This window comes from Nonomuraea sp. NPDC050790 (assembly GCF_044456745.1).
Lineage (GTDB): Bacteria > Actinomycetota > Actinomycetes > Streptosporangiales > Streptosporangiaceae > Nonomuraea.
The window spans coordinates 800,517-827,453 of the sequence record NZ_JBITGF010000002.1; the positions used below are offsets into that span (position 1 = coordinate 800,517).

A 26,937-nucleotide genomic window follows, 5' to 3' on the forward strand; every position below is an offset into this window, starting at 1 on the left:
CGTGATTTCTCGGATCAATGCTAGATGCGCCAACCTGGGCCCCTGACCACCGCGTTTATCGAAGGAGACCGGACTTGCTCACCGTCGGTGACCACTTCCCCGAGTACGAACTCACCGCCTGCGTCGACCTCGACCCCGAGAAGGCGTTCGCCGAGATCAACCACAAGACCTACGAGGGCAAGTGGCGCGTGGTGTTCTTCTGGCCGAAGGACTTCACCTTCGTCTGCCCGACCGAGATCGCCGAGTTCGGCCGTCTCAACGAGGAGTTCGCCGACCGGGACGCGCAGGTGCTGGGCGTGTCGGTGGACTCCGAGTTCGTGCACCACGCCTGGCGTAAGGACCATGAGGACCTGCGCGACCTGCCGTTCCCGATGCTCAGCGACATCAGGCGCGAACTCTCGGCCGAGCTCGGCATCCTCGGCTCCGACGGGGTGGCCCAGCGTGCCACGTTCATCGTGGACCCGAACAACGAGATCCAGTTCACGATGGTGACGGCGGGTTCGGTCGGCCGTAACGTCAAGGAGGTCCTGCGGGTCCTGGACGCGTTGCAGTCCGACGAGCTGTGCCCGTGCAACTGGAACAAGGGCGAGAAGGGCCTCGACGCGAAGGCGCTGCTGGGCGCATGAGCATCGCGGCGCTGAAGGAGGCCCTTCCGGCCTACGCCAAGGACACCAAGCTCAACCTCGGCTCGGTCACGACCACCTCGTCGCTGACCGACCAGCAGCTCTGGGGCACGATGCTGGCGTGCGCGCTGGCCGCCAGGTCCGGCCGGGTCATCGCCGAGGTCTCGGCGGAGGCGGCGCGGAACCTGTCGGAGGAGGCGTTCACCGCCGCCAAGTCCGCCGCCTCGATCATGGCGATGAACAACGTGTACTACCGGGCCACGCACCTCATCGGCGACGAGACGTACGCCACGCTGCCCGCCAAGCTCCGGATGACCGTCATCGGCAACCCGGGCGTGGACAAGGCCGACTTCGAGCTGTGGTGCCTGGCGGTGTCCGCGATCAACGGCTGCGGGCGGTGCATGGAGTCGCACGAGCAGGTGCTGCGCGGGTCGGGGCTGCCGCGCGAGCAGATCCAGGAGGCGCTGCGGGTGGCCGCCGTGGTGGCCGCCACCGCCGCCACCCTGGAGGCCGAGGCGGCCCTGCTCCCCGTCTGACCTGCCCCACAGGAACGGGACGCCCCCGCCGGGCGTCCCGTTCCGCGTTCCCACCCCGGGACGCGCAGCCCAATGCGCGGGGCCACGCGCGCCGAGCCACACGAACAGCACGGCGCGCGGAGGCGCTCGGGCAGGCAAGGAGACGGTGGGAGCCGGGGTTGGGTGAACGGGTGGTGGGAGGGGGGTGAATTATCCAGGGCGGTTGGATAATGCCTCTTCTCCGGCGGAGGGGACGCTCCTTACGCTGCCGAACATGTCTAGACAATTAACGTCATTGTGGCAAGCCATCGTGCTGCTCTTGGCGGTCGCGGCAGGGGTGGCGCTGTGCGCAGGCCCGGCCTCCGCGCACCTCACCCGGCAGCACGCCGAACTCGTGGTGGCCACCTCCAACGGCGTCACCAGTGGACGGCTGATCGTCCACCGTGACGTCGTCAGCCCGGAACGTGCGGGCGCCTGGGCCTCCGCGCTGCTCCCGACGCCCTGCCCGGTCAGCGCCCACGGCGTGGCCGGTGACGGTGGCGGGGTGCCGGGGGGAGTGGTGGTCGAGCTGGCCTGGTCGTGCGCCGTGGACGCGCTGGACCTGGCGCCGCTGCTGGACCGGGGCGGGTTCACGGAGGTGATCGCCGAGTTCGACGGCACGGCGGCCAACGTGAACGCCGCCGCGCCGGTGATCGACGTGACCGGCGCGCACGCTCCGGTCCGCGCCGTGTGGCCGGTGGCCGTGGGCGTGCCGGCCGCCGTGCTGATGCTCGCGCTCCTGGGTCTGGTACTGCTGCGCCGTACCGGAAACCGGGCCGGGAGCGGTGCGGGAAGCAGCGCGGTTGGCCAGGCCGGACGGCGGACGTGGCGGACCAGGGCGGCGGTCGCGGTCACCGTGAGCGTCGCGGTGCTCGCCCCGCAGGCGGCCATGGCCGCCGCGCCCGATCCCGTGCGGACCACCACCGGAGACCTGGAAACGGCCAACCCGGCGACGCCCGACCCCGCGAAAGCAACGGCAGAGGCAACGGCTACGCCCGAGCCCAGCGCGAGCAGTGCCGACGCCGCCGGGACGCTGGCCATGACCACGGCCGACCCCAAAGCCGGTCAGCCCGTGACCTTCAGCTACTCCACCGACCGGGTCAACGCCCTCAACTGGATCGGCATCTACGGCCCCGGCGAGAAGCCGGGCGTGGTCGCCTCCCGGGTGTGGGTGCGGGCGCCGCTGGGTTCGGGCACGGTGTCGATCCCCACCACCGCGCTGGGGGAAGGCTCGTGGACCGCCTACTACATGTTCGACGACGGCTACGAGGCGCTGAGCGCCCCGGCGACGTTCACGCTGGCCGGTGCGAGCGCCGACGTCGTGACCGTCACGGGCACGGTGTTCAAGGACAGGAACGGCAACGGCGCCAAGGACCGCGGCGAGACGGGCTTCCCCCGCGTCTCCGTGACCGACGGCGCCAACTGGGCCACCACCGCGGCCGACGGCACCTACAGCATCCAGGTGAACCGCAACCGCCGCGAGACCGACCTGGTCTACGTCGTCTCCCCCGACGGCTACGAGCCGGTGCTGCGCGAGGACTACATCCCGCGCTTCTTCCGCCAGCTCGACCAGCAGACCGGGGTCGACTTCGCCCTGGTGCCGACCAAGGCGGCGGCCGACCCGAAGGAGAAGTGGCTGATGGTCTCCGACGTCGAGGTGGGCAACCGCAACGACGAGGAGTACAAGAACGCCGCCCCGCGCTGGACCGGCCAGGTCAAGGCGATGTCCGAGGTGGACGGCGCCACGCTGACGATCACCACGGGCGACCTGACCGTCACCGACTACGCCGACGCCGCACGCCGCCAGGGCGGCTACGACCTGCTCAGGAACGGCCTGCGCGACGGCAGGCTGGGACACCCGTTCTACCCGGTGATCGGCAACCACGACATGGGCGGCACCGCCACCTCGGTCGGGTACGGCGGCAGCCTGGAGTACTGGCGCCGCAACGTCGGCCCCGAGTGGTACAGCTTCGACCGCGACGGCCGGCACATCGTCGTGCTGGAGGACAACTACGACACCCGCGGCCTGGCCCCGCAGCTCCAGTGGCTGCGTGAGGACCTGCGCAGGCACGCGGTGGGCAAGCAGGTGTTCGTGTTCGCGCACCGGTCGCTGTTCACCCGCTGGGGTCCGGGCGCGGGCATGCAGCCGACGGTGGACGAGCTGGCCAAGTACGACGTGCGGATGTTCGCCGCCGGGCACAACCAGCAGGCCGAGTACCGCCGGGGCGCGTTCGCCCGCTCCGTCGAGGTCAACAACATGGGCATGTACGGCATCGACGCCGCCCGGCCCGACTACAAGATCCTCGACTTCAGCGCGATCACCGGCAGGGACAAGGGCTACGTCACCGGAGTGCACCGCCAGTTCGGCGTCAACGACGACGTCTCGCTGGTGAGCCCGGCGAACGGCAGCGTCCACGGCAAGAAGGCGGGCGTACCGCTGGAGATCTACGCCGAGGACGACGGCCGGACCCCGGAGCGAGCCGAGCTGACCGTGCGCTTCAAGAACGGCAGGGTCGTCTGGAAGCGGGAGCACCTGCGCTTCGGCGAGGAGACCAGGCCGAGGGGCATCGTCAACTGCTACAAGGGCGAGTCCTGCCCGAAGGCGCACGTGTCGTGGACGCGGGCCGGCGACCGGATCGACGGCCTGCACCCGGGCTCCTACACGGCCGAGCTGACCGTGAGGGACAGCAAGGGCAAGCCGTTCCCGAAGGTGCGCACCGCCTTCGAGGTGCGTCCGGACTCGCACGTCTCGCGGCCCGAGCCCAAGGGCGACTGGCTACGGCAGGGCGGTGACGAGCAGGGCCGCTCGGCCTCGGCCGACAATCCGGGCGCCACGCTCGACCTGCGGTGGGCGGCCAACACTGGTGAGCAGTTCCATCTCAACGGGGCCGCCGTCTCGGGTGGCAGGGTGATCGTCGCCTCGCAGGCGTTCGCCTCGCCGTACAGCATGATGCTGGCCTACGACGCGCGCACCGGGCGCGAGCTGTGGCGCACCTACCTCGACGGCGACGCCGAGTCCTTCCCGACCGTGCACGGCGGCAAGGTCTACCTGACCACCGGTGTCGGGCGCGTCTACGCGCTCGACGAGCGGACCGGCAGGGTGGCGTGGGAGACCATCGACGCGGAAGAGGTCAAGCAGGGCACCGTGCGGCGTTACGGGCGCGCGGGCGGGCCGGTCAGCGTGTTCGACCTGCCCGACGGCCGCGCGGTCGCCGTCTACCACGAGTGGGACGGGGTGCGCTGCCGCGACGCCCGTACCGGCGAGCGGCTGCCCGGCGGTTTCAACGCGCCGGTGGCGTGGGGCGAGTTCCACAGCACCGCGATCAGGAAGCCCGGTACGACCGTCGCGTGGCTGCACTCGGGCTCCAGCCAGTCGCTGATCTCGATGGACCTGGCCACGTGCAAGCAGGTGTCCAGCGTGGACACCGGCGGCGACATCTACTCGCAGTCCTCACCGGTGTTCAGCGAGTCGGGGCTGGTGACGACGACCGCCTCGGGCACGCGCGGGCACGGCGCCGACGGCGCGGTGCGCTGGCACGCCAAGGTGGGCACCTCCGCGGTCTGCGAGTACGGCCCGCCGCCGGTGACCAGCCCGGCGACCTGGGGCGGCCTGGCCTATGTCGCCAGCCAGGACGGCATGGTCCGCGCCTACGACAGCGCGACGGGCAAGACGCTGTGGGAGACCCCCACCGGTTATCTGCCGGGCGAGAGCCCGATGGAGGACCCGTGGCGTTCCGGCACCTCGTGCAAGGCCAACGGCCCCGGCTCACCGGCGGCGCACGCGCTGGCCACCGAAACGACGGTCTACGCGGGCACCTGGGACGGCCGGGTCGTGGCGCTGGACCGGGCGACGGGACGGCAACTGGCCGCCTACGACCTGGGCGGCGGGGTCGCCTCGGCGCTGTCGGTGAGCGGGAACACGGTGTTCGCGCTGACCGACGACGGGTCGCTGCACGCGCTGGCGGCTAGATGACCAAGGGATTGGCTCGCCTGCTCGCGGTCGCGGGCGCGGTGGCGCTGATCCTGCTGGGGGCGGCGGGTCCGGGGTGGGCACACCCCTTCGGCCCGCCGCCCGTGGCGAAGATCCGCGCGGACGGCCCCGCCGTCGAGATCACCTGGTCGGCGGCCGACGACGACATCGCCGCCCTGACCAAGGCCGTCACCGACGTAGACGGATATTTCCGTCATGGCGTGACGGTACGGCAGGGCCCGGCCGACTGCCCGCTGACCGAGGTCCATACCGAGGCGCTGGCCACCACCGGCGCCGTGCTCCGCTTCGGCTGCCCGCGACCGGCCGACGAGCTTCAGGTGCGCGTCACGCTGCTGCAGGACCTCAACCGCGCCTACCGCACGGTGTCGGTGACGCCGTCGGGCTCGGGCGCCCTCCACACCGCCGACGCCCCCGCCCATCCGGTACGGCTCAGCGGCGCCGCCGCCCCGATCGCCGCCACGTCGTTCACCGCGGACCTGCCGTCGCTGATCGACCGGTTCCTGCCGCTGGCGCTGCTGGTGGCACTGGTGGCGGGTGCGGCCCACGCCTGCGCCCCCGGCCACGGCAAGACGCTGACCGCCGGGTACCTGCTCGGCGGCCAGGCCAGACCCATGGACGCGGTGCGGCTGGGCGGCGTCGTGGCGCTCATGCACACGGTGTCGGTGGGGGTGCTGGCGGTGGTGTGGTGGCTGGCCGTGGACAACGCGCCCGACCTGGGGGCGGTGACCCGGTGGCTGCAACTGGCCGGGGCGGCGGCCGTGGTGGCGGTGGGCGGCGGCCTGGTCTACCGCCACCTGAGAAACCAGAGCCACGGTCATGGCCACGGTCATGGCCACGGTCATGGACACGGCCACGGTCATGGGCACGGGCATGGGCATGGGCATGGGCACGGCCGCGGCTTCGGTGCTGGTCAGGCCGATGGGCAGAGCCGTGATCAGGGCCATGGGCACGAGGGGTCGTTGCTCACCCGGCGTGGTCTGGTCACCCTGGGCGTGTCCGGCGGCCTGCTGCCCTCGCCCTCGGCGTTCCTGCTCCTGCTGACCGGCCTGCTGTCCGGCCGGGCGTTCGTGGCGCTCGTGCTGGTCGCCGCCTTCGGGGTCGGCATGGCGCTCACGTTGTCGGCGGTCGGGCTGGCCGTACTGCGTGGGCGGGATCTGCTCGGTGTGGCGACCCGTCACCGCTGGACCCGCCACCTGCCGCTGGCCGCCGCGCTGCTGGTCCTGGCCGGCGGGTTGGGCAGCACCGCACTGGCCGCGATCGACCTGGTCAGAGCCGGGTGACCGCCGCCGTAGGGAGCCGCCAGCGCTGGGCACGTGGCACCGCGCGGTGCCGTCAGGGCTGGGTGAGCGGGGGCAGCGCGGCCGTGGCCTCGTCGTCGGTGGCCCCGGTGGCCTGGAGCAGGTCGACCACGATCGAGCGCAACTGCGCCAGGATCACGTCGGCGGAGAACCCGAGCCGGTCGGGTCGCTGCCGGGCCGCCACCGCCAGCAACGCCTGCCTGGCGAGCTGCGGCTCGCGCCCCGCCCCGAGCTCCAGTTGCAGCAGCAGCGCCGCCTCGGACACCTCCCGCAACGAGGTGGCCAGCGTCGTCGGCAGCGGCGTGGTCTCGCCCAGCGCGGCCAGCGTACGGCGGGCCAGCACCCGCGAGTTCCGCAACGCGTGGTCCACGGGCACCGCGGCGCTCTGGTAGCGGCTCAGCCGGGCGCGGCGGTGCCAGTGCAGCGGCGAGATCGTGGCGATCTCCCGGCTGGTCTCCAGCGCCTGCTCGAACTCCTCGATCACCGCCTGGGTGCCGCGTGCCTCCTCCAGCGCCTCGGCGGCCAGGTCCGCGTCCCGCGTCTCGATCGCCGCCGCGCACTTCTCCAGCACCGTGGACAGCGCGTCCAGCACCCCGGAGGCGTGCTTGGCGGCGATGGCGAACGGGCTGGCGGGCAGCAGCGCCACGGCCGCGATGCCGACGACGCCGCCGGTGAGCGCGTCGAGCATGCGGTCCAGGCCGCCGGTGTCGCCGGGCGGCAGCAGGGTGGCGACCAGCACGGCAGAGGACCCGGCCTGCGCGACGAACAGCGCGCCGCTGTTCAGCAGGACCGCGGCCGACATGGCGAGGCCGACGACCAGCGCGATCTGCCACGGCCCCGACCCGATCCAGGAGACGAGCAGGTCGCCCACGCCGACGCCGAGGCTGACGCCGACGACGAGTTCGACGACCCGGCGCAGTCGTTGCCCGAGCCCGACGCCGACGCAGATGAGCACGGCGATGGGCGCGAAGAACGGGCGGGCGTGGCCGAGGAGCTGGGTGGCGATCACCCACGCCAGCGCCGAGCCGACCGCGCACTGCGCCACCGAGGGAGCCATCAGCCCGAACGTGCGCAGCCGTTCCCGCATGTGCTCGCCGAGCTTCGTACCCACTCTCCCCACCTTCGCGGATCTTTGTGACGTTAAGGTCACGCCTGGTCAGCCCATTCTGGTCAGCATCTCCGCGGTGACCTCGTGCTCCAGCGAGCGACCCGCGGCGAACCTGGCGATCTCGCCGGTCACGATGTCGCCCAGCCGCCGGTAGCACTCCACGGTTCCGGCCGCCTGGTGCGGGGTGAGCAGGACGTTCGGCAGCTCCCTGAACGGGTGGCCGATGGGCAGCGGCTCCTCGTCGAACACGTCGAGGGCGGCGTCGACGCGGCCGGTCTTCAGCTCGGCCAGCAGCGCCTCCTGGTCCACCAGCCACGAGCGCGCGGTGTTGACGAGCATGGCGCCGTCCGGCATCAGCGCCAGCTCGCGCGCGCCGATCATGTGCCGGGTCTCGGGCAGCACCGGCGCGTGCAGGGCCACGACCTGGCTGGTGGACACCAGCTCGTCCAGGCCGACGGACGCCTCGTGGTAGGGGTCGTGCACGATCACCTCGGCGCCGAGCGCGCGTACCAGCTCCATGTAGGCGCGGCCGGTGCGCGACGCGCCGACCACGCCGATGCGGCAGCCGAGGATCTCGTGCCGGGGCGGCGTCAGCGACGCGGCCTCCCACGCGGCGCCGGAGCGCAGCGCGTGGTCGAACCGCTGCACCCGGTACAGCAGCGCCAGCGTGAACGCCAGCGACGCCTCCGCCACCGACCTGGCCATGCCCGCGCCCGCCTGGGTGACGCGGACGCCGCGTGCCCACGACTCCTCGGTCACAAAGGGCTTTACGGTCGCGCCCGTATGGGCCAGCAGGCGCAGTTCGGGCGCCAGGTCCAGCAGCTCACGTCCGAGCGCGGGCGCGCCCCAGCTCGTCACCAGCACCTCCGTGCCCGGCAGCGCGGCGGGCAGACCGGCGTGGTCGTCCACCAACCGGACGTCGCCGAGCGCCAGCAAGTGCTCGGGGTTGGGGAAGAACCGGGCTCGAAGGGCAGGGGAAGCGCTTACCGTGATCCGCATGCCTCAGCACTCTACGGTCAGGCGTCCAGGAACTCCTCGACGGCCTCCAGGAAAGCGGGCCGCGCCGAGGTGTGGATCAGGTGGCCGACGTCGATCGTGACCAGCCGGGCGCCCGGGATGAGCCGGGCGACGGGCTCGGCCCTGATCTGGCTGCTGGGACCGCCCGACAGCACCAGCGTCGGCGCGCTGACCCGGGCGAGCTGCCCGGCCCACGCCGGGTCCGGGTTCAGGAACTGCCGCTCTGTCTGGAGCACCATCTCCCAGTCGTAGCCGGTGGAGCCGTCGTGGACCGGCGCGGGCCGCCCGGTCATGGGCAGCGGCGCGCCCGGGTCCTCCAGCACCAGCCGCTCGACCAGCTCGGGATGGCGCATCGCCAGGTGGAAGGCGACCATGCCGCCCAGCGAGTGCCCCACGACGATCGCCCGGCGCCCGTCGAGCAGCGCGGCGACGTCGTCGGCCATGTCCGGCAGCGCGTAGCTCCCCGGGTACCCGCTCTCGCCGTGCCCGCGCAGGTCGGGAGCCAGCACGTGATAGCGCCTGGCGAAATGCTGGATGATGCCGTTCCAGTCGTTGTGGTTGGCGGTCCTGCCGTGGAGCAGCACCATGAGGGGCGCGCCGGCCTGGCCCTCCTCCCGGTAGACGATGGTCAGCCCGTTCGCGGTGGTCTCGCGCATCATGCGGCGACTCTACCGACGCCGCGCCCACCGGCTTGCCGTACATCGGAGGCCGACGTCGGCAGACATTGCCCATGAAGGCCGCCGAACCGCTCGGCTAGCGTCGCCTGCGTGGGGGAACGGCTACTCATCGCACTCGGCGGCAACGCCATGACCGGCCCGGACGGCAGCGCGGCGCCCGAGCACCAGCGCGCGGCGGTCGAGGAGGCGATGCGGCACGTACGCACGCTGCTGGAGGCCGGCCACCGGGTGACCCTCACCCACGGCAACGGCCCCCAGGTCGGCAACCTGCTGCTGAAGAACCAGCTCGCCGCGGCCGTGGTGCCGCCGGTGCCGCTGGACTGGTGCGGCGCGCAGACCCAGGCCACCATCGGCACCCTGATCATGAACGCGCTCGGCCCCCGCGTCGCCACCGTCGTCACCAGGACGCTGGTCGACCCCGAAGACCCCGGCTTCGCCGACCCGGTCAAGCCCATCGGCCGCTACTTCACCGAGCAGGAGGCGCGCCGCTTCGAGAAGCTCGGCCAGACCTGGCGCGCCTTCGGCAAGGGCTGGCGCCGGGTCGTGGCCTCCCCGGAACCGCTGGAGATCCTCGACTCGGGCGCGGTGACCGCGCTGATGGACGCCGGGTTCACGGTCGTGGCCGCGGGCGGCGGCGGCGTGCCGGTGGCACGGCAGCCCGACGGCGCCCTGGCCGGCGTCGAGGCGGTGATCGACAAGGATCTGGCGGCGGCGCTGCTGGCGCGGGCCGTACAGGCGAAGGTGCTGATCATCGCGACGGACGTGCCCCACGCCATGATCGGGTACGGCGGGCCCGCCCCCCGCCCGATCGGCCGGATTTCCGTGCCGGAGTTGCGTGTCCTGCACGCCGCCGGGCACTTCGCCGGGGGGAGCATGGGACCGAAGGTGGAGGCGGCGCTGCGGTTCGTCGCGGCGGGCGGGGAACGAGCGGTGATCACCTCGCTCCCCGAGATCGCCGCCGCCCTCGACGGAGATGTCGGTACACAAGTGGAGAAGGGGCAATAGATGCCGGACCCGATCGAGGTACGCAAGGTGCCGATCGAGAGCGTGACGGACGCCTCCGGGCTCGAACGGCTGATCGCGGACGGGGTGATCGAGGCGCCCCGGGTGCTCGCGGTGGTCGGCAAGACCGAGGGCAACGGCGGCGTGAACGACTACACCAGGATCCTGGCCGACCGGGCCTTCCGCGAGGTGCTGGAGCGGCACGGGCACCCGGCGCCCGACTCGGTGCCGCTGGTGTGGTCGGGCGGCACCGACGGCGTGCTGAGCCCGCACGCCACGATCTTCGCCACGACCGCGGACGCGCCCGCCTCCGACGAGCCGCGCCTGTCGGTGGGCGTGGCCATGAGCGAGGTGATCCTGCCCGAGGACATCGGCCGCCCCGCCATGGTGGAGAAGGTCGCGGCCGGCGTACGCGAGGCCATGAAGATCGCCGGCATCGACGACCCCGCCGACGTCCACTACGTGCAGACCAAGACGCCGCTGCTGACGCTGGCCACGATCACCGACGCCAAGAGCCGCGGCCAGGACACCGCGATCGAGGAGACGGGCCCGTCCATGGACCTGTCGAACGCCACCACGGCCCTCGGCATCGCGGTCGCGCTCGGCGAGATCGAGATGCCGTCGGAGGAGCAGATCTTCCGCGATCTGTCGCTCTACAGCAGCGTCGCCTCCTGCTCGTCGGGCGTGGAGCTGGACCGGGCGCAGATCGTGCTGGTCGGCAACGTGCGCGGCGTCGGCGGACGCTACCGCATCGGCCACAGCGTGATGAAGGACGCCCTCGACGCCGACGGCATCTGGGCGGCCATCCGCGACTCCGGCCTCGACCTGCCCGAGCGGCCGCACCCGTCGGACCTGGGCGAGCGGCTGGTCAACGTCTTCATGAAGTGCGAGGCCGACCCGTCGGGACGGGTGCGCGGGCGGCGCAACATCATGCTCGACGACTCCGACGTGCACTGGCACCGGCAGATCAAGGCCACCGTGGGCGGCGTGGCGGCGGCGGTGACGGGCGATCCGGCGGTGTTCGTGTCGGTCGCCGCGGTCCATCAGGGCCCCTCGGGCGGCGGCCCGGTGGCGGCCATCGCCGACCTGGGCTGATCTTCCCGGTACCCACCACGATTTCATCGCTCAGGCACGCAAGCGTGCACGAATCTTGGGGTCGCTCCTCCGTCTGGTCAGCATTCTCACACCTGACCGGAAGGAGCACCCCCCATGAGACGGATCGGCGCCGTCCTCTGCGCGCTCACCCTGGCGTCAGCCGTGCCCGCGGCCCCCGCGGGCGCGGCGGCGCCCGCCCCGCCGCCCGCCGTGCTGCGCGCGGCGATGGACGGCTCGGGCGTGGACACGCTCAACCCGTTCCTGGCCTTCTTCAACGGCGCCCTGGAAACGTTCGGCATGGTCTACCCGTCGCTGAACTCCCTGGCTCCCGACGGCACGCCGGGCCCCTACCTGGCGACCAGGTGGGAGCCGTCCGCGGACCGGCTCACCTGGACGTTCACGATCCGGGAGGGGCTGAAGTGGAGTGACGGGCAGCCCATCACCGCCGAGGACGCGGCCTGGACGCTCAACCTGATCATGACGGACGCGGTCGCGGGCACCGCCAACGGCTCCCTGGTGTCCAACTTCGAGAAGGTCACCGCCGAGGGACCGGCGACGCTGGTGATCAGGACGAAGGCGCCGCAGGCGAGCGTGCCGTACGTGAGCCACCCGATGAGCGGCATCCCCATCGTGCCCAAGCACGTCTGGGAGCCGCGCGCCAAGAACCTCAAGGACGTCAAGAACGACGAGTTCCCGCTGGTCGGCTACGGCCCGTGGACGCTGACGGAGTACAAGCAGGAGCAGTACGCCAGGTTCACCGCGAACAAGGACTTCGTGCTCGGGCCGCCGAAGTTCGACCAACTGGTGCTGCAGAGCTTCAAGTCGGGCGACGCGGCCGTGGCGGCGCTGCGCAGCGGCCAGATCGACTACAAGGCGGGCGTCAACCCGACCCAATTCAAGGCGCTGCAGGCCGATCCGGCGATCACGGCGGTGCGCACGGTCGGCAACGGCTGGATGGGCCTGGAGATCAACCACAACGCCCGCACCCGCTCGGGCAAGAAGATCGGCACCGGCCACCCGGCGCTCGGCGACCCGGCGCTGCGCAAGGCGATCGCGCTGGCCACCGACAAGCAGACGCTGGTCACGAAGGTGATCGACGGCGTGGGCCGGCTCGGCCAGGGCTACCTGCCGCCGGCCTGGCCGCAGTGGTTCTGGACCCCGGCCCAGCCGACCCCCTACGACCCGGCCCAGGCCAACAAGGTTCTGGACGAGGCCGGCTACACCAAGGGCGCCGACGGCGTGCGCACCGACCCGAAGAGCGGCCGCCCGCTCGCCTTCCGCCTCGGCATCCACTCCGACGACGCGGCCGACGCCGCCATCTCCGGCTACCTGACCGGCTGGCTGAAGGAGATCGGGATCAAGCTGACGATCCAGTCGCTCAGCATGAGCGCGCTCAACAGCGACCTGGCCAAGGGCGACTGGGACCTGCTCATGGACGCCTGGACCACCGGGCCCGACCCCACGTACCTGCTGGGCATCCAGAGCTGCGGCACGCTGCCCAAGGACGACGGCACCGGCGGCAACACCGACTCCTTCTTCTGCGACGCCACCTTCGACGAGCTGTTCAAGAAGCAGCTCACCACGTTCGACCAGGCCGAGCGGGCCAAGGTCATCGCGAAGATGCAGGAGATCCTGTACGCCGCCAACGTCAACCAGATCTACTACTACGGCGACGGCCTGGACGTGGCGCGCAAGGACACCGTCACCGGCCTCACGCTCGGAAAGCCGGACGCCTCCGGCGTCTACCCGTCGCAGACCGCGTTCTGGAGCTACCTCAGCGCCACCCCCGCCAAGGCGACGGCCGCGGCCAAGGCCGAGGGCTCCGGCGGCGGGGCGGCCTGGATCGCCGGCGGCGTCGTCCTGGTCGTGGTCCTCGGCGGCGTACTGGTCTGGCGCCGCCGCGCGGGCGGGGCCGACCGTGAGTAAGCACCTCGGCAAGAAGGTGGCCGCGGCCCTGGTGAGCTTCCTGGTCACGCTGGTCATCGGGTTCGTGATCTTCAGCCTGATGCCCGCCGACCCGGTGCGTACCCTCACCAGGGGCCGCCCCACCAGCGAGGAGCAGCTCGCCCAGATCCGCGTCCAGCTCGGACTCGACGAGCCGGTCTGGTACCGCTTCCTCACCTTCGCCGGTGACACGCTCCGCGGGGAGCTGGGCTTCTCCTGGCAGTTCCAGTAATCGGTCTCCTCACTGGTGGCCGAGCGCATCGGGCCGACGCTGCTGCTCATGGGCGCGGCGGCGGTGATCTCCATCGCGCTCGGCCTCTGGCTGGGCGTGCACAGCGGCTGGCGGCACGGCACGGCCTTCGACAAGCTCGCCTCCGGCGCGTCGCTGACGCTGTGGTCGGTGCCCACGTTCTGGCTCGGGATGATCCTGCTGGTGCTGTTCAGCGGCTGGTTCCCCAGCGGCGGCATGTCCGACCCGTCGCTGGCCGCCACCGGCCTGGAGCACGTGCTGGACGTCGCCCGGCACCTGGTGCTGCCCGCGCTGACGATGGTGCTGGTGGTCTTCGCCCAGTACGTGACGGTCATGCGCGCCTCGATCATCGACGAGCTCGGCAGCCCGTACCTGCTGACCGCCCGCGCCAAGGGCCTCACCGACGCCGACGTGCGCAGGAAGCACGCGGTGCCCAACGCGCTCCTGCCCTCCGTCACGATGATCTTCATGCACCTGGGCACGCTCGTGACCGGGGCCATCACCGTCGAGGCCGTCTACTCCTGGCCGGGGCTCGGCTACCTGACCTACGAAGCTCTCAAGATCCCCGACCTGCCGCTGCTGCAGGGCACCTTCATCATCTTCAGCGCGAGCGTGATCCTCATGAACCTGCTGGCCGACCTCGCCTACCGCTTCCTCGACCCCAGGGTGCGGGTCCCGTGAGGCGCTCGGGCCTGTGGGGGATCGGCGTGCTGGCCGCCTTCGCCCTGCTGGCGCTGACCGCGCCGCTGCACATCGGCGCCGACCAGCTCGACGTGGTCAGGGTGGACGGCCCGCGCCTGGCCCCGCCCAGCGCCGCCTACCCGCTCGGCACCGACCTGGCCGGCCGGTCGATCCTGCACCTGGTCATCTGGGGCAGCCGCGAGTCGCTGAGCATCGGCCTCATCGCGACCGCGCTCACCGTCCTGCTCGGCACCGCCGTCGGCCTGCTCGCCGGCCATTACCAGGGCCGCGTCGGCCAGGCGCTGATGCACGTCACCGACTGGTTCATCGCCCTGCCCAGCCTGCCGCTGGCCATCTCGCTGTCGGCCGTGCTCGGCCAGGGCGCCGCCTCGATCACGATCGCCATCGCCGTCACGTCCTGGACCGCCACCGCCCGCCTCGTCCGGGCCCAGACGCTCGCCGTGGAGGCCAGGCCGTTCATCGAACGCGCCAGGGCGCTCGGCGCGGGCAACCGCCAGGTGATGATCCGGCACGTGCTGCCCAACGTGATGCCGCTCGTGCTCGTCTCCAGCACGCTCACCGTCGCCTCGGCCATCCTCGCCGAGGCCACCCTGACCTTCCTCGGCCTCGGCGACCCCACCAGCGTGACCTGGGGCTCGATGCTGCAGACCGCCTTCTCCGGCGGCGCCGTCACCGCGGGCGCCTGGTGGTACCTGATGCCGCCCGGCCTCGCGATCCTGCTCGTCGTGCTCGGCTTCACGCTGACGGGCCGCGCCGTGGAACACCTGCTCAACCCCCGGATGGTGCAGCATGCTTGAGGTCCGCGACCTGCGCGTCGCCTACGGGGGCACGCCCGCTGTACGCGGCGTCAGCTTCACCCTCGAACCCGGCAGCACTCTCGGCGTGGCCGGCGAGTCGGGCTGCGGCAAGTCCACCATGGCGCTCAGCCTCCTGCGCCTGCTGCCCGCGACCGCGAAGGTGAGCGGCGAGGTCGTCTTCAAGGGCGAGAACCTGCTGACCGCCCGCTGGGCCCGGCTGCGCGCGGTGCGCTGGTCGGCCGCCTCGGTCGTCTTCCAGGGCGCGATGAGCGCGCTCAACCCGGTACGCACCGTCGGCGAGCAACTGTGCGAGCCGATCCTGCTGCACGACGCCGTCACGCGAAAGCAGGCCACGCGGCGCGCGCAGGAGCTGATGGACAGCGTCGGCCTGCCGCCCGAGCGGCTGCGCGCCTATCCGCACGAGTTCTCCGGCGGCCAGCGCCAGCGCATCATGATCGCGATGGCGCTCGCCTGCCGCCCCGACCTGATCATCGCCGATGAGCCCACCACCGCCCTCGACGTGATGGTCCAGGCGCAGATCATGGACCTGCTCGCCGGCCTCGTGCGCGATTCCGGCATCGCCGTCATCATGATCAGTCACGATCTGTCCGTCCTCGCCCAGCTCTGCGACACCCTCGCCGTCATGTACGGCGGGCGCATCGTCGAACAGGGCCCCGCCCGCCAGCTCATCGCCGACCCCCGCCACCCCTACACCAGGGCCCTGGCCGGCGCCTTTCCCGCCATCGGCGACCCCGCCTCCCGCCGCAACCCCACGGGCCTGCCCGGCGACCCGCCCCGCCAGGCCGAGCTGGGCGACGGCTGCGCGTTCGCGCCCCGGTGTCCCGACGCGGGGGCGGCCTGCCGTACCGGGGAGGTCGTGTTGTGGCCGAGCGGACCCGCGCGCACCGCGGCGTGCGTGCGCGTGCTGGAAGGAGAGCCCCGTGCTTGAGGCCCGCGAACTGAGCGTCGTCCACCCCGCGCGCGGCGGCCGCCCGCCCGCGCGCGCCGTCGACGGCGTCAACCTCCAGGTACGGCCGGGCGAGATCGTCGCCCTGATCGGCGAGTCCGGTTGTGGTAAGAGCACGCTGGCCAGGGCGCTGGTCGGCCTGGTTCCTCCCACGGCGGGCCAGGTCCTGTACCAGGGCGCGCCGCTCGACCCGCGGCGTCTGCGCGCCTTCCGCCGGCGGGTCCAGCTCGTCCTCCAGGACCCGGGCGGCGCGCTCAACCCGCGCCAGAACGTCTTCGACGCCGTCGCCGAGGGTCCCCGGCTGCACGGCGAGAGCGAGGGACTGCGCGAGCGGGTGCGCGGTGCGCTCGCCAAGGCCGGGTTGCGCCCGCCGGAGGAGTTCTACCGCCGCCATCCGCACGAACTGTCCGGCGGCCAGCAGCAACGCGTGGTCATCGCCGGCGCGCTCGCCCTCGACCCCGAGGTGATCGTCGCCGACGAGCCCGTGGCCTCGCTCGACGCCTCGGTGCGCGGCGAGATCCTCAAGCTGATCCTGTCACTGCGCGACGAACTGGGCCTGTCGGCGCTCGTCGTCAGCCACGACCTCGGCCTGGCCTGGAACATCGCCGACCGGGTCGCGGTCATGTACCTGGGCAGGATCGTCGAGACCGGCACCGTCGAGGAGGTGCTGCAACGACCCCGCCACCCCTACACGCGGGCGCTGCTGTCGGTGCTGCCCGGCTCGCCGGAACGGATCGTGCTCACCGGCGAGCCGCCGGACCCCACCCGCGTGCCCACCGGGTGCCGCTTCCACCCCAGGTGTCCCATTCGTGTCTTTGGATGCGACATGATCGATCTGCCCGTCCTGTCCCCGGCCGATTCCGTGGCCTGTTCGGAGGTACCCCAGTGAACCGCCTCATCCCTCCGCCCGCCCTGCGCCCCGGCGACCGCGTCGCCGTCATCGTCGCCTCCAGCCCGTGCAACCAGGACAAGCTGGCCGGCGGCGTCGCGGCGCTCAAGGCGTTCGGGCTGGAGCCCGAGGTCTTCGACTCCGCGCGGGCCGCCGGGACCGCGTTCGACTACCTGGCCGGCGACGACGCCCTGCGCGCCGCCGACCTCACCAGGGCGCTGGCCGACCCCGCGTACGCCGGGGTCATCATGGCCGGCGGCGGCTACGGCGCCCAGCGCACGCTGGAACTCGTCGACTGGTCGCGCATCGACCCGGGCGCGCCCAAGGTCGTGGCCGGGTACTCCGACGTCACCGCGCTGCTGGAGGCGCTGGCCGTCAAGCTCGGCTGGGGCAGCTTCTTCGGGCCGATGGTGGCCTGCGACGCCTTCCACGAGGGGGTGGGCTCGTACGCCTTCGATCGGCTCATGGCCATGATCACCACGCCGGTGACCGAGCTGCGCTTCGCCGGCGCGCACACCATCGTGCCCGGCGTGGCGGAGGGCGTCACCGTCGGCGGCAACGCCAGCCTGCTGGCCGCGAGCGTCGGCACCGACACCTCGCTGCCGGCCGAGGGGGCCATCCTCTTCCTGGAGGACGTGGACGAGTACACCTTCCGCCTCGACCGCATCTTCACCCAGCTCCGCCGCTCCACCTACACCGACGGGGTGGCCGGGATCCTGCTCGGCACGTTCACCGAGTGCGGCGACCCGGGCGACGTGGAACGGCTGCTCGCCGACCGGTTCGGCGACCTCGGCGTGCCGGTGCTGGCCGGGGCCGACATCGGCCACAACGTGCCCATGCAGACCTACCCCATCGGCGTACCCGCCAGACTCGACGCCGACGCCGGGGTGCTCACCCTCCTCAAACCCGCCCTCGCGTAACGAGCCGCGCCCTGCAGCGCCCTGCAGCGCCCTGCAGCGCCCTGGTGTGACCTGGTGCGGCCTGCCGCAGCAGGGCGCGGCAGGGCGTAGCCTCGTGGGTTGTGCCGAGCATTCCGCAGCCTCTCGTACCCGATGACGACGGCAGCGCCGACGACGCCGTCGCCGCCGCGCTGTCCGCCCATGCCGCGGGGGAGGCCGACCCCACCCAGGTGCTGTCGGCGCTGAGCGGCGCGCGGCTGCTGGTGCCCGTGGTGGCGTTGCTCACCTCCTCGGAGGTGGGCGAGCACGGGCTCAGGCAGGAGAAGGAGAGCGAGATGGCGCTGCCCAAGCTCGTCGGCCAGGACGGCCGCGAGGCGGTGCTCGCCTTCACCTCCGCGCGCTCGCTGGCCCTGTGGCGGGCCGACGCGCGTCCCATCCAGGTGAGCACGCTGGACGTGTGCAGGGCGGCCGCCGCCGAGAAGGCCGCCGCCGTGGTGGTGGACGTGGCGGGGCCCGTCTCGTTCGTGATCGAGGGCGAGGTGCTGGCGGCGCTGGCCGCGGTCGCCACCGGCGCCACCCCCGAGGGCGTCACCGTCGCCCGCCTCGAACCCGCCAAGCGCGCCCGCCGCTGGCCCTGGCGCCGCGACTGACGCCTTTCGCCTGTGCGGGGCGGGCCCGCCTGGCTACCCTCGGAGGGTGGGCGGCCTCCTCCTCGCGCTGAGCGCGCTCGCCGGCCTGCTCTGGGGCGGGTACGTCAGAGCCATGGCCGCGGGGTTCGAGGCCGAGCCCGCCGACACGCGGGCCGAGGCCAGGCGGGCGTTGGTGAGGTGGCCGCGTTATCGGGTTCCGCCCTGGCTCGAGCTGGCGGCGGCCGTGGTCTGTCTGCTGGTCGTGTGGCGGGCGGGCCTGCCGTACCTCTTCTTCGCCCTGGTCGGGATCGCGCTGGCGGTCGTCGACTGGCGTACCTCGCGGCTACCCGACGTGCTCACGCTGCCCGCCTACCCGCTGCTGGCGCTCACGCTGCTGCCCACGGGCGAGGTGGCGCGGGCTCTGGCCGGGGGGCTCGCGCTCGCCCTCCTGTACGGCGTGCTGTGGTTCGTCCGGCCGAGCGACCTGGGCCTCGGCGACGTCAAGCTGGCCGGGCTGATCGGCATGGCGACGGCCGCGCTCGGATGGGAGCAGTGGGTGGCCGCGGCGCTCGGCGGGCAGGTGCTCGGCGCCCTGTACGCCGTCTGGCTGCTGGCCACCAAGCGGGGCGCTCGCGACACCCAGTTCCCGTTCGGCCCGTTCATGCTGCTCGGGGCGCTCGGCGCGCTGTGTCTCGGCAACTGAACACCGACATCAGCACACTGCCGCTCATGGAAGACTTGGGGGCATGTTGCGCTGGTTGACCGCCGGAGAGTCCCACGGCCCCGAACTCGTTGCCATCATGGAGGGCCTGCCGGCCGGGGTCGAGGTGACCACGGCCGCCATCGACGAGGCGCTGCGCCGCCGCCGCCTCGGCTATGGGCGCGGCGCCCGGATGAAGTTCGAGCAGGACGAGGTGACGATCGTCGGCGGCGTGCGCCACGGCCGCACCATGGGCAGCCCCGTCGCCGTCCGCGTCGGCAACACCGAGTGGCCCAAGTGGGAGAAGGTCATGGCGGCCGACCCGGTCGACCCGGCCGACCTGGAGGGCATGGCGCGCAACGCCCCCCGCTCGCGCCCGCGCCCCGGCCACGCCGATCTGGCCGGCATGCAGAAGTACGGCTTCGACGACGCCCGCAACGTCCTCGACCGGGCCAGCGCCCGCGAGACCGCCGCCCGGGTCGCGCTCGGCGAGGTCGCCAGGCGCTTCCTCAAGCAGTCGCTCGGCGTCGACATCGTCAGCCACGTCACCGAGATCGGCGGCGCGCGCACCCCGTCCGAGATCCTGCCGGGCCCCGGCGACCTCCAGCGCATCGACGACGACCCGGTCCGCTGCTCCGACCCCGAGGGCAGCGCCGCCATGGTCGCCGTCATCGACCAGGCGCACAAGGACGGCGACACCCTCGGTGGCGTCGTCGAGGTCCTCGCGTACGGCCTGCCGCCCGGCCTGGGCAGCTACACCCACTGGGACCGCCGCCTCGACTCCCGCCTGGCCGGGGCCCTCATGGGCATCCAGGCCATCAAGGGCGTCGCGGTCGGCGACGGCTTCGAGACCGCCCGCCGTCCCGGCTCCCGCGCCCACGACGAGATCGAGTACACCACCGAGGACGGCGTCCGGCGCATCACCAACCGCGCCGGCGGCGTCGAGGGCGGCATGACCAACGGCGAGATCCTGCGGGTCAGCGCCGCCATGAAGCCCATCTCGACCGTCCCGAGGGCACTGGCCACCATCGACGTCCTGACCGGCGAGGCGGCCAAGGCCCACCACGAGCGCTCCGACGTCTGCGCGGTCCCGGCCGCGGGCATCGTGGCCGAGGCCATGGTCGCGCTGATCCTGGCCGACGCGGCGCTCGAGAAGTTCGGCGGCGACTCCGTGGAGGAGGTCGCCCGCAACCTGTCCGGCTACCTGTCGTCGATGGTGATCAAGTGAGCGAGAGCGAACCCATGACCCGCGCCGTTCTCATCGGCCCGCCCGGGTCGGGCAAGTCCACGCTCGGCCGGCTGCTGGCCGAGCGGCTCGGCGTCGGCTACCGCGACACCGACGAGGACGTCGAGGCGGTCGCCGGCAAGCCGGTCGGCGACATCTTCGTCGAGGATGGCGAGGAGCGCTTCCGCGAGCTGGAGTTCGAGGCCGTACGTGCCGCGCTGGCCGGGCACGACGGCGTGCTGTCGCTGGGCGGCGGCGCCATCCTGCGCGAGGACACCCAGGAACTGCTCGCCGGGCACCCGGTCGTCTACCTCCAGGTCGGGCTGACCGACGCGGTCCAGCGGGTCGGGCTCGCCTCGGCCAGGCCGCTGCTGGTGCTCAACCCGCGCAGCCAGCTCAAGAAGCTCATGGAGGCCAGGCGCCCGATCTACGAGCGGCTCGCGGTCCTCACGGTCGCCACCGACGGCCGCGAGCCCGCCGAGCTGGTCGAGGAGATCGCCAAGGGGCTCGGGGCATGAGCGCGAGCAGGATCACCGTCAAGGGCGAGAGCCCCTACGACGTCGTCGTCGGCGCCGGGGTGCTCGGCGAACTGCCCGGCCTGCTGGGCGAGGGCGTGCGCACGGTCGCCGTCGTGCACCCGTCGACGCTGCCGGAGATCTCCCGCCCGGTCTGCGCGGCGCTGACCGAGGCCGGCTACGACGTGGTGGCGCTGCCGGTGCCCGACGGCGAACAGGCCAAGACCGTCGAGGTGGCGGCGGGGCTGTGGTCGGCGCTCGGCCGCTACGGCGTCACCCGCTCCGACGCGGTCGTTGGCGTGGGCGGCGGCGCGACCACCGACCTGGCCGGGTTCGTGGCGGGCACGTGGCTGCGCGGCATCAAGGTCGTGCTGGTCCCGACGACGCTGCTGGCCATGGTCGACGCCGCGGTCGGCGGCAAGAACGGCATCGACACCCCCGAGGGCAAGAACCTCGTCGGCACCTTCCTGCCGCCCGCCGGCGTGCTGTGCGACCTGGCGACGCTGGCGACGATGCCGCGCGCCGACTACGTGGCGGGGCTGGCCGAGGTCATCAAGGGCGGGTTCATCGCCGACCCGACGATCCTCATGCTGGTCGAGGACGACCCTGAGGCCGCCACCCGCCCCGACGGCGAGCACACCCGCGAGCTCATCGAGCGCAAGATCCAGGTCAAGGCCGACGTCGTCGGCGCCGACCTGCGCGAGGCGGGCCTGCGCGAGATCCTCAACTACGGCCACACGCTGGCCCACGCCATCGAGCGCCACGAGCACTACCTCATGCGTCACGGCGAGGCCGTGGCCATCGGCATGACGTACGCCGCCGAGCTGTCGCGGCTGGCCGGCCGGGCCGACCTCGTCGAGCGGACCAGGAGCATCCTCACCTCCGTGGGCCTGCCGACCGGCTACCGCGCCGACGCCTGGCCGGAGCTGCGCGAGCACATGCGCATGGACAAGAAGAACCGGGGCGCCAAGCAGCGCTTCGTCGTCCTGGACGATCTGGCCAGGCCGGGGCGGCTGGAGGATCCGGCCGAGGAGCTGCTGGCCGCCGCGTACAAGGAGATCGCCCGATGATCTACGTGCTCAACGGTCCCAACCTGCGCCGCCTCGGCACCCGTGAGCCCGACGTCTACGGCGCCGAGACCTTCGCCGACCTGATCGCGCTGTGCCAGGCCACCGGCCGCGAGCTCGGCGTCGAGGTCGAGGTGCGCCAGACCGACGACGAGGCCACGATGATCGGCTGGATCCACGAGGCGGCCGACGGCAAGATCCCGGTCGTGCTCAACCCGGCCGCCTTCACCCACTACTCCTACGGCCTGCGCGACGCCATAGCCCAGCGCACGGCGCCGCTGGTCGAGGTGCACATCTCCAACCCCGCGGCGCGGGAGGAGTTCCGCCACAACTCGGTCGTGGCCGGTGTGGCGACCGGCACGATCGCCGGGTTCGGGCTACGCTCCTACGTCCTCGCCCTGCACGCGATCATGGAGATGGCAAGCAAGTAATGCGGCACTACGGCTCTTTCGTCGCGCTCGGCGACAGCTTCACGGAGGGTCTGAACGACCCCGGCGCCAACGGCCACTACCGCGGCTGGGCCGACCGGGTGGCCGAGCGCCTCGCCGTGGACAGCCCCGCCTTCCGGTACGCCAACCTCGCCGTCCGCGGCAGGCTCATGGACCAGATCGTCGCCGAGCAGGTCCCGGTCGCCGTCGAGATGGCCCCCGACCTGGTCAGCCTGTGCGCCGGCGGCAACGACCTGCTGCGCCCCGGCAGCGACCCGGACGCGATGGCGAAGAAGCTCGCCACCGCCGCCCGCGCCCTGCGCGCCGCCGGCGCCGACGTCCTGCTCTTCACCGGCGTCGACCCGCGCGACACGCCCCTGATGCGCCACATGCGCGGCAAGTTCGCCGTCTTCTACCTGCACGTGCGCTCCATCTCCGACCTGTACGGCTGCCGCCTGGTCGACCAGTGGTCCATGCAGGGACTGCGCGACTGGCGGGCATGGAGCCCCGATCGCCTCCACATGAACGAGGACGGCCACCGCCTGGTCGCCGCCCGGGTCCTGGACGTGCTCGGGGTGCCGTTCGACGAGTCGTGGCAGAGGGAGTGGCCCCAGCGGGCGGTCGATCCGCGGGCCAAGCGCCGCGAGGACGCCCAGTGGATCAGGGAGCACCTCGTCCCCTGGGTCACCCGCAGGCTCCGCGGAACCAGCTCGGGCGACGGCGTCCTCCCCAAGCGCCCCGACCTGACGCCTTGGTCGTAGGGCGGCGAAAGCCGATCAAAAGCGCCGGCCCCTAGATTCATCGCCGTCGGGACTGGAGAACCAGGGCGCGGACGCGTCCTGGCTCACCCGTGCTGACCGAGGGAGGGTGGTGGCGGCGTCGGGGCGGACGCCGCCATCATCACGTTCAGCCCGAAACCCCTCCGGCACCCTCATGCCTCTGGAGGCGCCTTGCCTCGCCGCGTGCCGGCGGTGGGCCGTGACGGTGGGGACCACGTCCGACGTGAGAAGCGATCCCCCCGATCTGCGCCCGCGCACGACGGCGGGTGGTGGTGGGGGCGGCCTGCCGTAACGGATGGAAAGCTCTTGAGCGGCAGAAGCGACCTCAGGTGCCGGAGAGACGTCTGAGGGCGGCGCGGGGAACGGCGGGGTCGGTGGTGCGCCAGAAGGGGGGCAGCGAGCCGAGGAGGAAGCCGCTGTAGCGGGCGGTGGCGAGGCGTGGGTCGAGCACCGCCACCACGCCCTTGTCGTCCATGGAGCGCAGCAGGCGCCCCGTCCCCTGGGCGAGCAGCAGGGCGGCGTGCGTGGCCGCCACCGTCATGAAGCCGTTGCCGCCGCGCGCCTGCACGTGCCGCTGGCGGGCCGAGGTCAGCGGGTCGTCCGGCCGGGGGAACGGCACGCGGTCGATGATGACCAGCCGCAGCGAGGGCCCGGGCACGTCCACGCCCTGCCAGAGCGACAGCGTGCCGAACAGGCAGGTCGGCTCGTCCTCGGCGAACTGCTTCACCAGCAGCATCGTCGAGTCGTCACCCTGGCACAGCAGCGGCACGTCCAGCCGGTCGCGCAGCGCCTCGGTGGCGGCCTTGGCGGCGCGCATCGAGGAGAACAGCCCCAGCGTGCGCCCGCCGGCCGCCTCGATCAGCTCGGTGATCTCGTCGAGGTACTGCTGCGGCAGGCCGTCGCGGCCGGGCTGCGGCAGGTGCTTGGCGACGTAGAGGATGCCCGCGCGCGGGTGGTCGAAGGGCGAGCCGACGTCCAGGCCGTTCCAGCCCTTGTCGCCGCTCAGGCCCCACTGGCGGGCCATGCCGTCGAACGTGCCGCCGAGGGCGAGCGTGGCCGAGGTCAGCACGACCGTGCGCTCGCCGAAGAGCTTGTCGCGCAGCATGCCGCCGACGTTGAGCGGCGCCACGCGCAGGATGGGCGGGCGGCGGTCGGTGCCGTCCTCCAGCCAGACGACCTCGGCGCGGTCCTCCTCGGAGGCGTGGCCGTAGGCCTCCAGCATGCGCACGGCGGTGTCGTGGACCTCGTCGAGCGCGGTGAAGGCGGCCTTGCGCTGTCCGGCGCGTTCCGGGTCGTCCTTGTCGGCGCCGCGCGGGCCCATCGCGGTGACGCAGCGCGCGGCCGAGTCGCGTACGAGCGCGAGCGTCAGGCCCAGCACCTCGGGCAGTTCGTCGATACGGCCGGCGGGCGCGGCGGCCAGCAGCGCCTTGAGGTCCTCGCCCGCCTCCATGAGCTGGTCGGCGACCGGCTGGTCGATGAGGCGGGCCACGCGGCGCACCGCCAGCGACACCGACGCCTCCGACAGCTCGCCGGTGACCACGGAGGTGACCCGGTCGACCAGCTCGTGGGCCTCGTCCACGACGACGACCTCGTGCTCGGGCAGCACCGGGATCTCGCCCATGGCGTCGATGGCCAGCAGCGCGTGGTTGGTGACGACGACGTCGACCTCGCCCGCGCGGGCCCTGGCCATCTCGGCGAAGCACTCGGCGCCGCTCGGGCAGCGCTGGGCGCCCAGGCACTCCTGGGCGCTCACCGAGTACTGCCGCCAGGCCTGCTCGCTGACGCCGGGCACCAGCTCGTCGCGGTCGCCGGTCTGGGTCTCCTCAGCCCACTCCTGGATGCGCTGGACCATCCGGCCGGTGGCGCTGACGTCGCGCGGGTCGAAGAGCTGGTCCTGCTCGTCCTCTTCCGGCCAGCCCGCGGTGGCCTTGTAGCGGCACAGGTAGTTGCGCCGGCCCTTGAGTATCGCGAACGACGGCTCGTGGGGCAGCTCCTTGGCGAGCGTCTCGGCCAGCCTGGGCAGGTCGCGGTCGACGAGCTGGCGCTGCAGCGCGATGGTGGCGGTGGAGACGACCACGGGGGAGTCGGTGCCCATGGCGTGCCGGATCGCGGGGACCAGGTAGGCCAGCGACTTGCCGGTGCCGGTGCCCGCCTGGACGGCCACGTGCTCCTCGGTGTCGATGGCCCGCTGGACCGCCTGCACCATCGTGATCTGACCGGCTCGCTCGCTCCCTCCGAGAGCGGTGACGGCGGCGCTGAGAAGCTCTTCGACTGGGGGGAGATGGGAGTCCGGCACCCCACAAAGCTACCGGCATTTCCGGGGTAGTCGGGGAGTGATCGAGCGGACGCATCCCGGCGTTACCGAACCGGTCGGGCATCTCGCATGGCACACTTGCGGTCGGAATCCCAACCGGTCAAGAAAGATCTTCCTATCGTGATCAGAGGGGGTTGCGGTGGGTTTGGGTCGGCCGGTTCAGTAGGGTTTTCCGGGGTTGAGTGGACGAATAAAGGCTGGTTAAAGCAGTATGTCTGCCATGTCGGAAGTTGTCCCGTTGCCGTCGTTCGGCGAGGTGTTCTTCGATGCGCGAGGTCAGGAGCGCTGTCTCCGGGTCACCTGGCATGAGGGAACGCTCGTTCTCAGCCTGTGGCGTGGGGAGATGTGCACGGCCTCGTTCCGCATGCCCATGGACGACGTCGGGCGCCTGCTCGACACCCTCGACGAGGGTTTCGCCGAGGCGACGGGCGAGCAGCCCGCCGTGCCCGCGCACGACCCCGAGGTGATCCCGGGCACCGGGCAGTACCACCGCCCGCCGGACAGCGGGCTCCCGCAGCCGCCGCACTACGCCCAGCCCGACGAGCGCCCCACCGCGGCGCTGTCGCCCAACGACGTGCTGGTGGCCAGGGGTGCGCCCGCGCCGCCGGACAAGCTGGTGGCCTCCTACGACACCACGCCGCCGCGCGAGATGCCCATCCCCGGGTACGGCGAGCAGCGCCCCGCCTACAACGAGCGGCAGCCCGCCTACAACGAGCAGTACACCGAGCAGCAACCCGCCTACGGCGAGCGGCAGTCCGCCTACAACGACACGCCGCTGTACAACGACACGCCCGCCTACGGCGACCAGCAGCACTACGGCGGCTACCAGGCCGAGCAGACCCAGCCGGTCAAGCAGCCCTTCACCGGCCCGCAGTACGTCGAGCCCGCCGCCCAGGCCGACCCGTTCTACCAGTTGCCCGGCACCGACTCCCGCGGGCGGCAGGCGCCGCTGAGCACCGACCCGCTGGGCTTCCCCTCCCAGGCCGCCGAGCCCTATCAGCAGGCCGCGGAGCCGTACCAGGCCGAGCCGTACCAGCACGGCGCCGAGTCCTACCAGCAAGGCGACGGCTACCAGCAGGGCTACCAGCCGCGCAGGCAGTACACCCAGCAGCCGGACCCCTACACGACCGGCCAGCACTCCTACCAGCAGCCGCCGCCGCCCCAGCGTGAGCGCAGCCAGGGCGCGGCCGGGCTCGGCACGCCCATGCACGGCATCCCCGGCGCCGGCCGCCGCGCCCAGCAGGACTACCACTCGGGCGACCACCAGCCCTACCAGGCCCCGGCCAACCCCGTGGACCCGCTGCTGGCCATGAGCAACCCGGTGCCGCCGCACCAGCCGGAGCTCGACATCACCCGGCCCTACGTCGGCGACCCGATGTTCTCCACGGGTGAGCGGCTGCGTCCCGAGCAGCAGTACGACGACAGGGGCGAGCGCCGCGAGTGGTGATCCGCGCCGCGTGGGGGCAA

General features: G+C 72.4%; 25 protein-coding genes. 21 read left to right on the forward strand and 4 right to left on the reverse strand.

Features of this window, described 5'->3' with window-relative positions:
* Positions 1-74: 74 nt before the first annotated feature.
* The 4 genes from ACIBEJ_RS12170 to ACIBEJ_RS12185 all read left to right on the forward strand — a co-directional run bounded on the left by ACIBEJ_RS12170 (position 75) and on the right by ACIBEJ_RS12185 (position 6,448).
* Complete coding sequence (locus ACIBEJ_RS12170; protein ID WP_397182701.1) at positions 75-626, forward strand: peroxiredoxin; 552 nt, start codon at positions 75-77, stop codon at positions 624-626.
* Entirely contained in the window at positions 623-1,159 is a 537-nt protein-coding gene (locus tag ACIBEJ_RS12175; protein ID WP_397182702.1) for a carboxymuconolactone decarboxylase family protein, read from the forward strand. The genes ACIBEJ_RS12170 and ACIBEJ_RS12175 overlap by 4 nt, the downstream gene beginning before the upstream one ends.
* Positions 1,160-1,412: 253 nt before the next feature.
* Complete coding sequence (locus tag ACIBEJ_RS12180; RefSeq protein WP_397182703.1) at positions 1,413-5,150, forward strand: PQQ-binding-like beta-propeller repeat protein; 3,738 nt, start codon at positions 1,413-1,415, stop codon at positions 5,148-5,150.
* Complete coding sequence (locus ACIBEJ_RS12185) at positions 5,147-6,448, forward strand: hypothetical protein (protein ID WP_397182704.1); 1,302 nt, start codon at positions 5,147-5,149, stop codon at positions 6,446-6,448. Before ACIBEJ_RS12180 ends, ACIBEJ_RS12185 begins: the two co-directional genes overlap by 4 nt.
* A gap of 52 nt (positions 6,449-6,500) precedes the next feature.
* Here the strand turns inward: ACIBEJ_RS12185 and ACIBEJ_RS12190 are convergent, their stop codons facing one another.
* The 3 genes from ACIBEJ_RS12190 to ACIBEJ_RS12200 are packed head-to-tail and all read right to left on the reverse strand — an operon-like array spanning position 6,501 to position 9,250.
* Positions 6,501-7,577 carry an aromatic acid exporter family protein gene (locus ACIBEJ_RS12190; RefSeq protein WP_397182705.1) on the reverse strand — a complete coding sequence of 359 codons (1,077 nt, stop codon included), beginning with the start codon at positions 7,575-7,577 and terminating at the stop codon, positions 6,501-6,503.
* Between the two features lie 45 nt (positions 7,578-7,622).
* The gene (locus ACIBEJ_RS12195; RefSeq protein WP_397182706.1) at positions 7,623-8,573 is read right to left on the reverse strand and encodes a hydroxyacid dehydrogenase; all 951 of its coding nucleotides are present in this window, start codon (positions 8,571-8,573) and stop codon (positions 7,623-7,625) included.
* A 17-nt stretch (positions 8,574-8,590) separates the two neighbouring features.
* Positions 8,591-9,250 (reverse strand): alpha/beta fold hydrolase, encoded by a 660-nt coding sequence (locus ACIBEJ_RS12200; protein ID WP_397182707.1) that lies wholly within the window; start codon positions 9,248-9,250, stop codon positions 8,591-8,593.
* A 108-nt stretch (positions 9,251-9,358) separates the two neighbouring features.
* Here ACIBEJ_RS12200 and ACIBEJ_RS12205 point away from each other — a divergent pair, with 108 nt between their 5' ends.
* The 16 genes from ACIBEJ_RS12205 (at position 9,359) to ACIBEJ_RS12280 (ending at position 23,138) form a co-directional block, all read left to right on the forward strand.
* Positions 9,359-10,273 (forward strand): carbamate kinase, encoded by a 915-nt coding sequence (locus tag ACIBEJ_RS12205; RefSeq protein ID WP_397182708.1) that lies wholly within the window; start codon positions 9,359-9,361, stop codon positions 10,271-10,273.
* On the forward strand, positions 10,274-11,365 hold the full coding sequence (locus ACIBEJ_RS12210) for a ring-opening amidohydrolase (RefSeq protein WP_397182709.1): 1,092 nt from the start codon (positions 10,274-10,276) through the stop codon (positions 11,363-11,365). It abuts the gene before it with no gap.
* A gap of 114 nt (positions 11,366-11,479) precedes the next feature.
* On the forward strand, positions 11,480-13,291 hold the full coding sequence (locus ACIBEJ_RS12215; protein ID WP_397182710.1) for an ABC transporter substrate-binding protein: 1,812 nt from the start codon (positions 11,480-11,482) through the stop codon (positions 13,289-13,291).
* The gene (locus ACIBEJ_RS12220) at positions 13,284-13,541 is read left to right on the forward strand and encodes a hypothetical protein (RefSeq protein WP_397182711.1); all 258 of its coding nucleotides are present in this window, start codon (positions 13,284-13,286) and stop codon (positions 13,539-13,541) included. The genes ACIBEJ_RS12215 and ACIBEJ_RS12220 overlap by 8 nt, the downstream gene beginning before the upstream one ends.
* 15 nt (positions 13,542-13,556) lie before the next feature.
* Complete coding sequence (locus ACIBEJ_RS12225) at positions 13,557-14,240, forward strand: ABC transporter permease (protein ID WP_397182712.1); 684 nt, start codon at positions 13,557-13,559, stop codon at positions 14,238-14,240.
* Positions 14,237-15,058 carry an ABC transporter permease gene (locus ACIBEJ_RS12230; RefSeq protein WP_397182713.1) on the forward strand — a complete coding sequence of 274 codons (822 nt, stop codon included), beginning with the start codon at positions 14,237-14,239 and terminating at the stop codon, positions 15,056-15,058. The genes ACIBEJ_RS12225 and ACIBEJ_RS12230 overlap by 4 nt, the downstream gene beginning before the upstream one ends.
* A complete protein-coding gene (locus ACIBEJ_RS12235) occupies positions 15,051-16,007 on the forward strand; it encodes an ABC transporter ATP-binding protein (RefSeq protein ID WP_397182714.1) in 957 nt (318 codons plus the stop codon). Before ACIBEJ_RS12230 ends, ACIBEJ_RS12235 begins: the two co-directional genes overlap by 8 nt.
* Complete coding sequence (locus ACIBEJ_RS12240; RefSeq protein WP_397182715.1) at positions 16,000-16,914, forward strand: ABC transporter ATP-binding protein; 915 nt, start codon at positions 16,000-16,002, stop codon at positions 16,912-16,914. The genes ACIBEJ_RS12235 and ACIBEJ_RS12240 overlap by 8 nt, the downstream gene beginning before the upstream one ends.
* Entirely contained in the window at positions 16,911-17,834 is a 924-nt protein-coding gene (locus ACIBEJ_RS12245; RefSeq protein ID WP_397182716.1) for an LD-carboxypeptidase, read from the forward strand. The genes ACIBEJ_RS12240 and ACIBEJ_RS12245 overlap by 4 nt, the downstream gene beginning before the upstream one ends.
* A gap of 101 nt (positions 17,835-17,935) precedes the next feature.
* A complete protein-coding gene (locus ACIBEJ_RS12250; RefSeq protein ID WP_397182717.1) occupies positions 17,936-18,463 on the forward strand; it encodes an SseB family protein in 528 nt (175 codons plus the stop codon).
* Positions 18,464-18,509: 46 nt separating this feature from the next.
* Complete coding sequence (locus tag ACIBEJ_RS12255) at positions 18,510-19,145, forward strand: prepilin peptidase (protein WP_397182718.1); 636 nt, start codon at positions 18,510-18,512, stop codon at positions 19,143-19,145.
* Between the two features lie 43 nt (positions 19,146-19,188).
* Positions 19,189-20,370, forward strand: a complete 1,182-nt coding sequence (gene aroC, locus ACIBEJ_RS12260) for a chorismate synthase (RefSeq protein WP_397182719.1) — start codon at positions 19,189-19,191, stop codon at positions 20,368-20,370.
* A gap of 14 nt (positions 20,371-20,384) precedes the next feature.
* Positions 20,385-20,885, forward strand: a complete 501-nt coding sequence (locus ACIBEJ_RS12265; protein WP_397183254.1) for a shikimate kinase — start codon at positions 20,385-20,387, stop codon at positions 20,883-20,885.
* A complete protein-coding gene (gene aroB, locus ACIBEJ_RS12270; protein WP_397182720.1) occupies positions 20,882-21,952 on the forward strand; it encodes a 3-dehydroquinate synthase in 1,071 nt (356 codons plus the stop codon). The genes ACIBEJ_RS12265 and aroB overlap by 4 nt, the downstream gene beginning before the upstream one ends.
* Positions 21,949-22,380 (forward strand): type II 3-dehydroquinate dehydratase, encoded by a 432-nt coding sequence (gene aroQ / locus ACIBEJ_RS12275; RefSeq protein ID WP_397182721.1) that lies wholly within the window; start codon positions 21,949-21,951, stop codon positions 22,378-22,380. Before aroB ends, aroQ begins: the two co-directional genes overlap by 4 nt.
* Positions 22,380-23,138, forward strand: coding sequence for an SGNH/GDSL hydrolase family protein (locus tag ACIBEJ_RS12280; protein ID WP_397182722.1), 759 nt, complete (start codon positions 22,380-22,382; stop codon positions 23,136-23,138). Before aroQ ends, ACIBEJ_RS12280 begins: the two co-directional genes overlap by 1 nt.
* 343 nt (positions 23,139-23,481) lie before the next feature.
* On the opposite strand, the gene ACIBEJ_RS12285 is transcribed toward ACIBEJ_RS12280, so the two are convergent.
* Positions 23,482-25,452: an ATP-dependent DNA helicase gene (locus tag ACIBEJ_RS12285; protein WP_397182723.1), complete on the reverse strand. Its 1,971-nt coding sequence runs from the start codon at positions 25,450-25,452 to the stop codon at positions 23,482-23,484.
* A gap of 238 nt (positions 25,453-25,690) precedes the next feature.
* Between ACIBEJ_RS12285 and ACIBEJ_RS12290 the strand changes: the two genes are divergently transcribed.
* Positions 25,691-26,917: a hypothetical protein gene (locus tag ACIBEJ_RS12290; protein WP_397182724.1), complete on the forward strand. Its 1,227-nt coding sequence runs from the start codon at positions 25,691-25,693 to the stop codon at positions 26,915-26,917.
* Positions 26,918-26,937 lie beyond the last annotated feature (20 nt).

Coding starts and splice junctions, on each gene's coding strand:
- ACIBEJ_RS12210 (WP_397182709.1), top strand. CDS start 10,274: ATGCCGGACCCGATCGAGGTACGCAAGGTGCCGATCGAGAGCGTGACG.
- ACIBEJ_RS12180 (WP_397182703.1), top strand. CDS start 1,413: ATGTCTAGACAATTAACGTCATTGTGGCAAGCCATCGTGCTGCTCTTG.
- ACIBEJ_RS12200 (WP_397182707.1), bottom strand. CDS start 9,250: ATGATGCGCGAGACCACCGCGAACGGGCTGACCATCGTCTACCGGGAG.
- aroB (WP_397182720.1), top strand. CDS start 20,882: ATGAGCGCGAGCAGGATCACCGTCAAGGGCGAGAGCCCCTACGACGTC.
- ACIBEJ_RS12280 (WP_397182722.1), top strand. CDS start 22,380: ATGCGGCACTACGGCTCTTTCGTCGCGCTCGGCGACAGCTTCACGGAG.
- ACIBEJ_RS12215 (WP_397182710.1), top strand. CDS start 11,480: ATGAGACGGATCGGCGCCGTCCTCTGCGCGCTCACCCTGGCGTCAGCC.
- ACIBEJ_RS12175 (WP_397182702.1), top strand. CDS start 623: ATGAGCATCGCGGCGCTGAAGGAGGCCCTTCCGGCCTACGCCAAGGAC.
- ACIBEJ_RS12185 (WP_397182704.1), top strand. CDS start 5,147: ATGACCAAGGGATTGGCTCGCCTGCTCGCGGTCGCGGGCGCGGTGGCG.
- ACIBEJ_RS12290 (WP_397182724.1), top strand. CDS start 25,691: ATGTCGGAAGTTGTCCCGTTGCCGTCGTTCGGCGAGGTGTTCTTCGAT.
- ACIBEJ_RS12235 (WP_397182714.1), top strand. CDS start 15,051: ATGCTTGAGGTCCGCGACCTGCGCGTCGCCTACGGGGGCACGCCCGCT.
- ACIBEJ_RS12265 (WP_397183254.1), top strand. CDS start 20,385: ATGACCCGCGCCGTTCTCATCGGCCCGCCCGGGTCGGGCAAGTCCACG.
- aroC (WP_397182719.1), top strand. CDS start 19,189: ATGTTGCGCTGGTTGACCGCCGGAGAGTCCCACGGCCCCGAACTCGTT.
- ACIBEJ_RS12195 (WP_397182706.1), bottom strand. CDS start 8,573: ATGCGGATCACGGTAAGCGCTTCCCCTGCCCTTCGAGCCCGGTTCTTC.
- aroQ (WP_397182721.1), top strand. CDS start 21,949: ATGATCTACGTGCTCAACGGTCCCAACCTGCGCCGCCTCGGCACCCGT.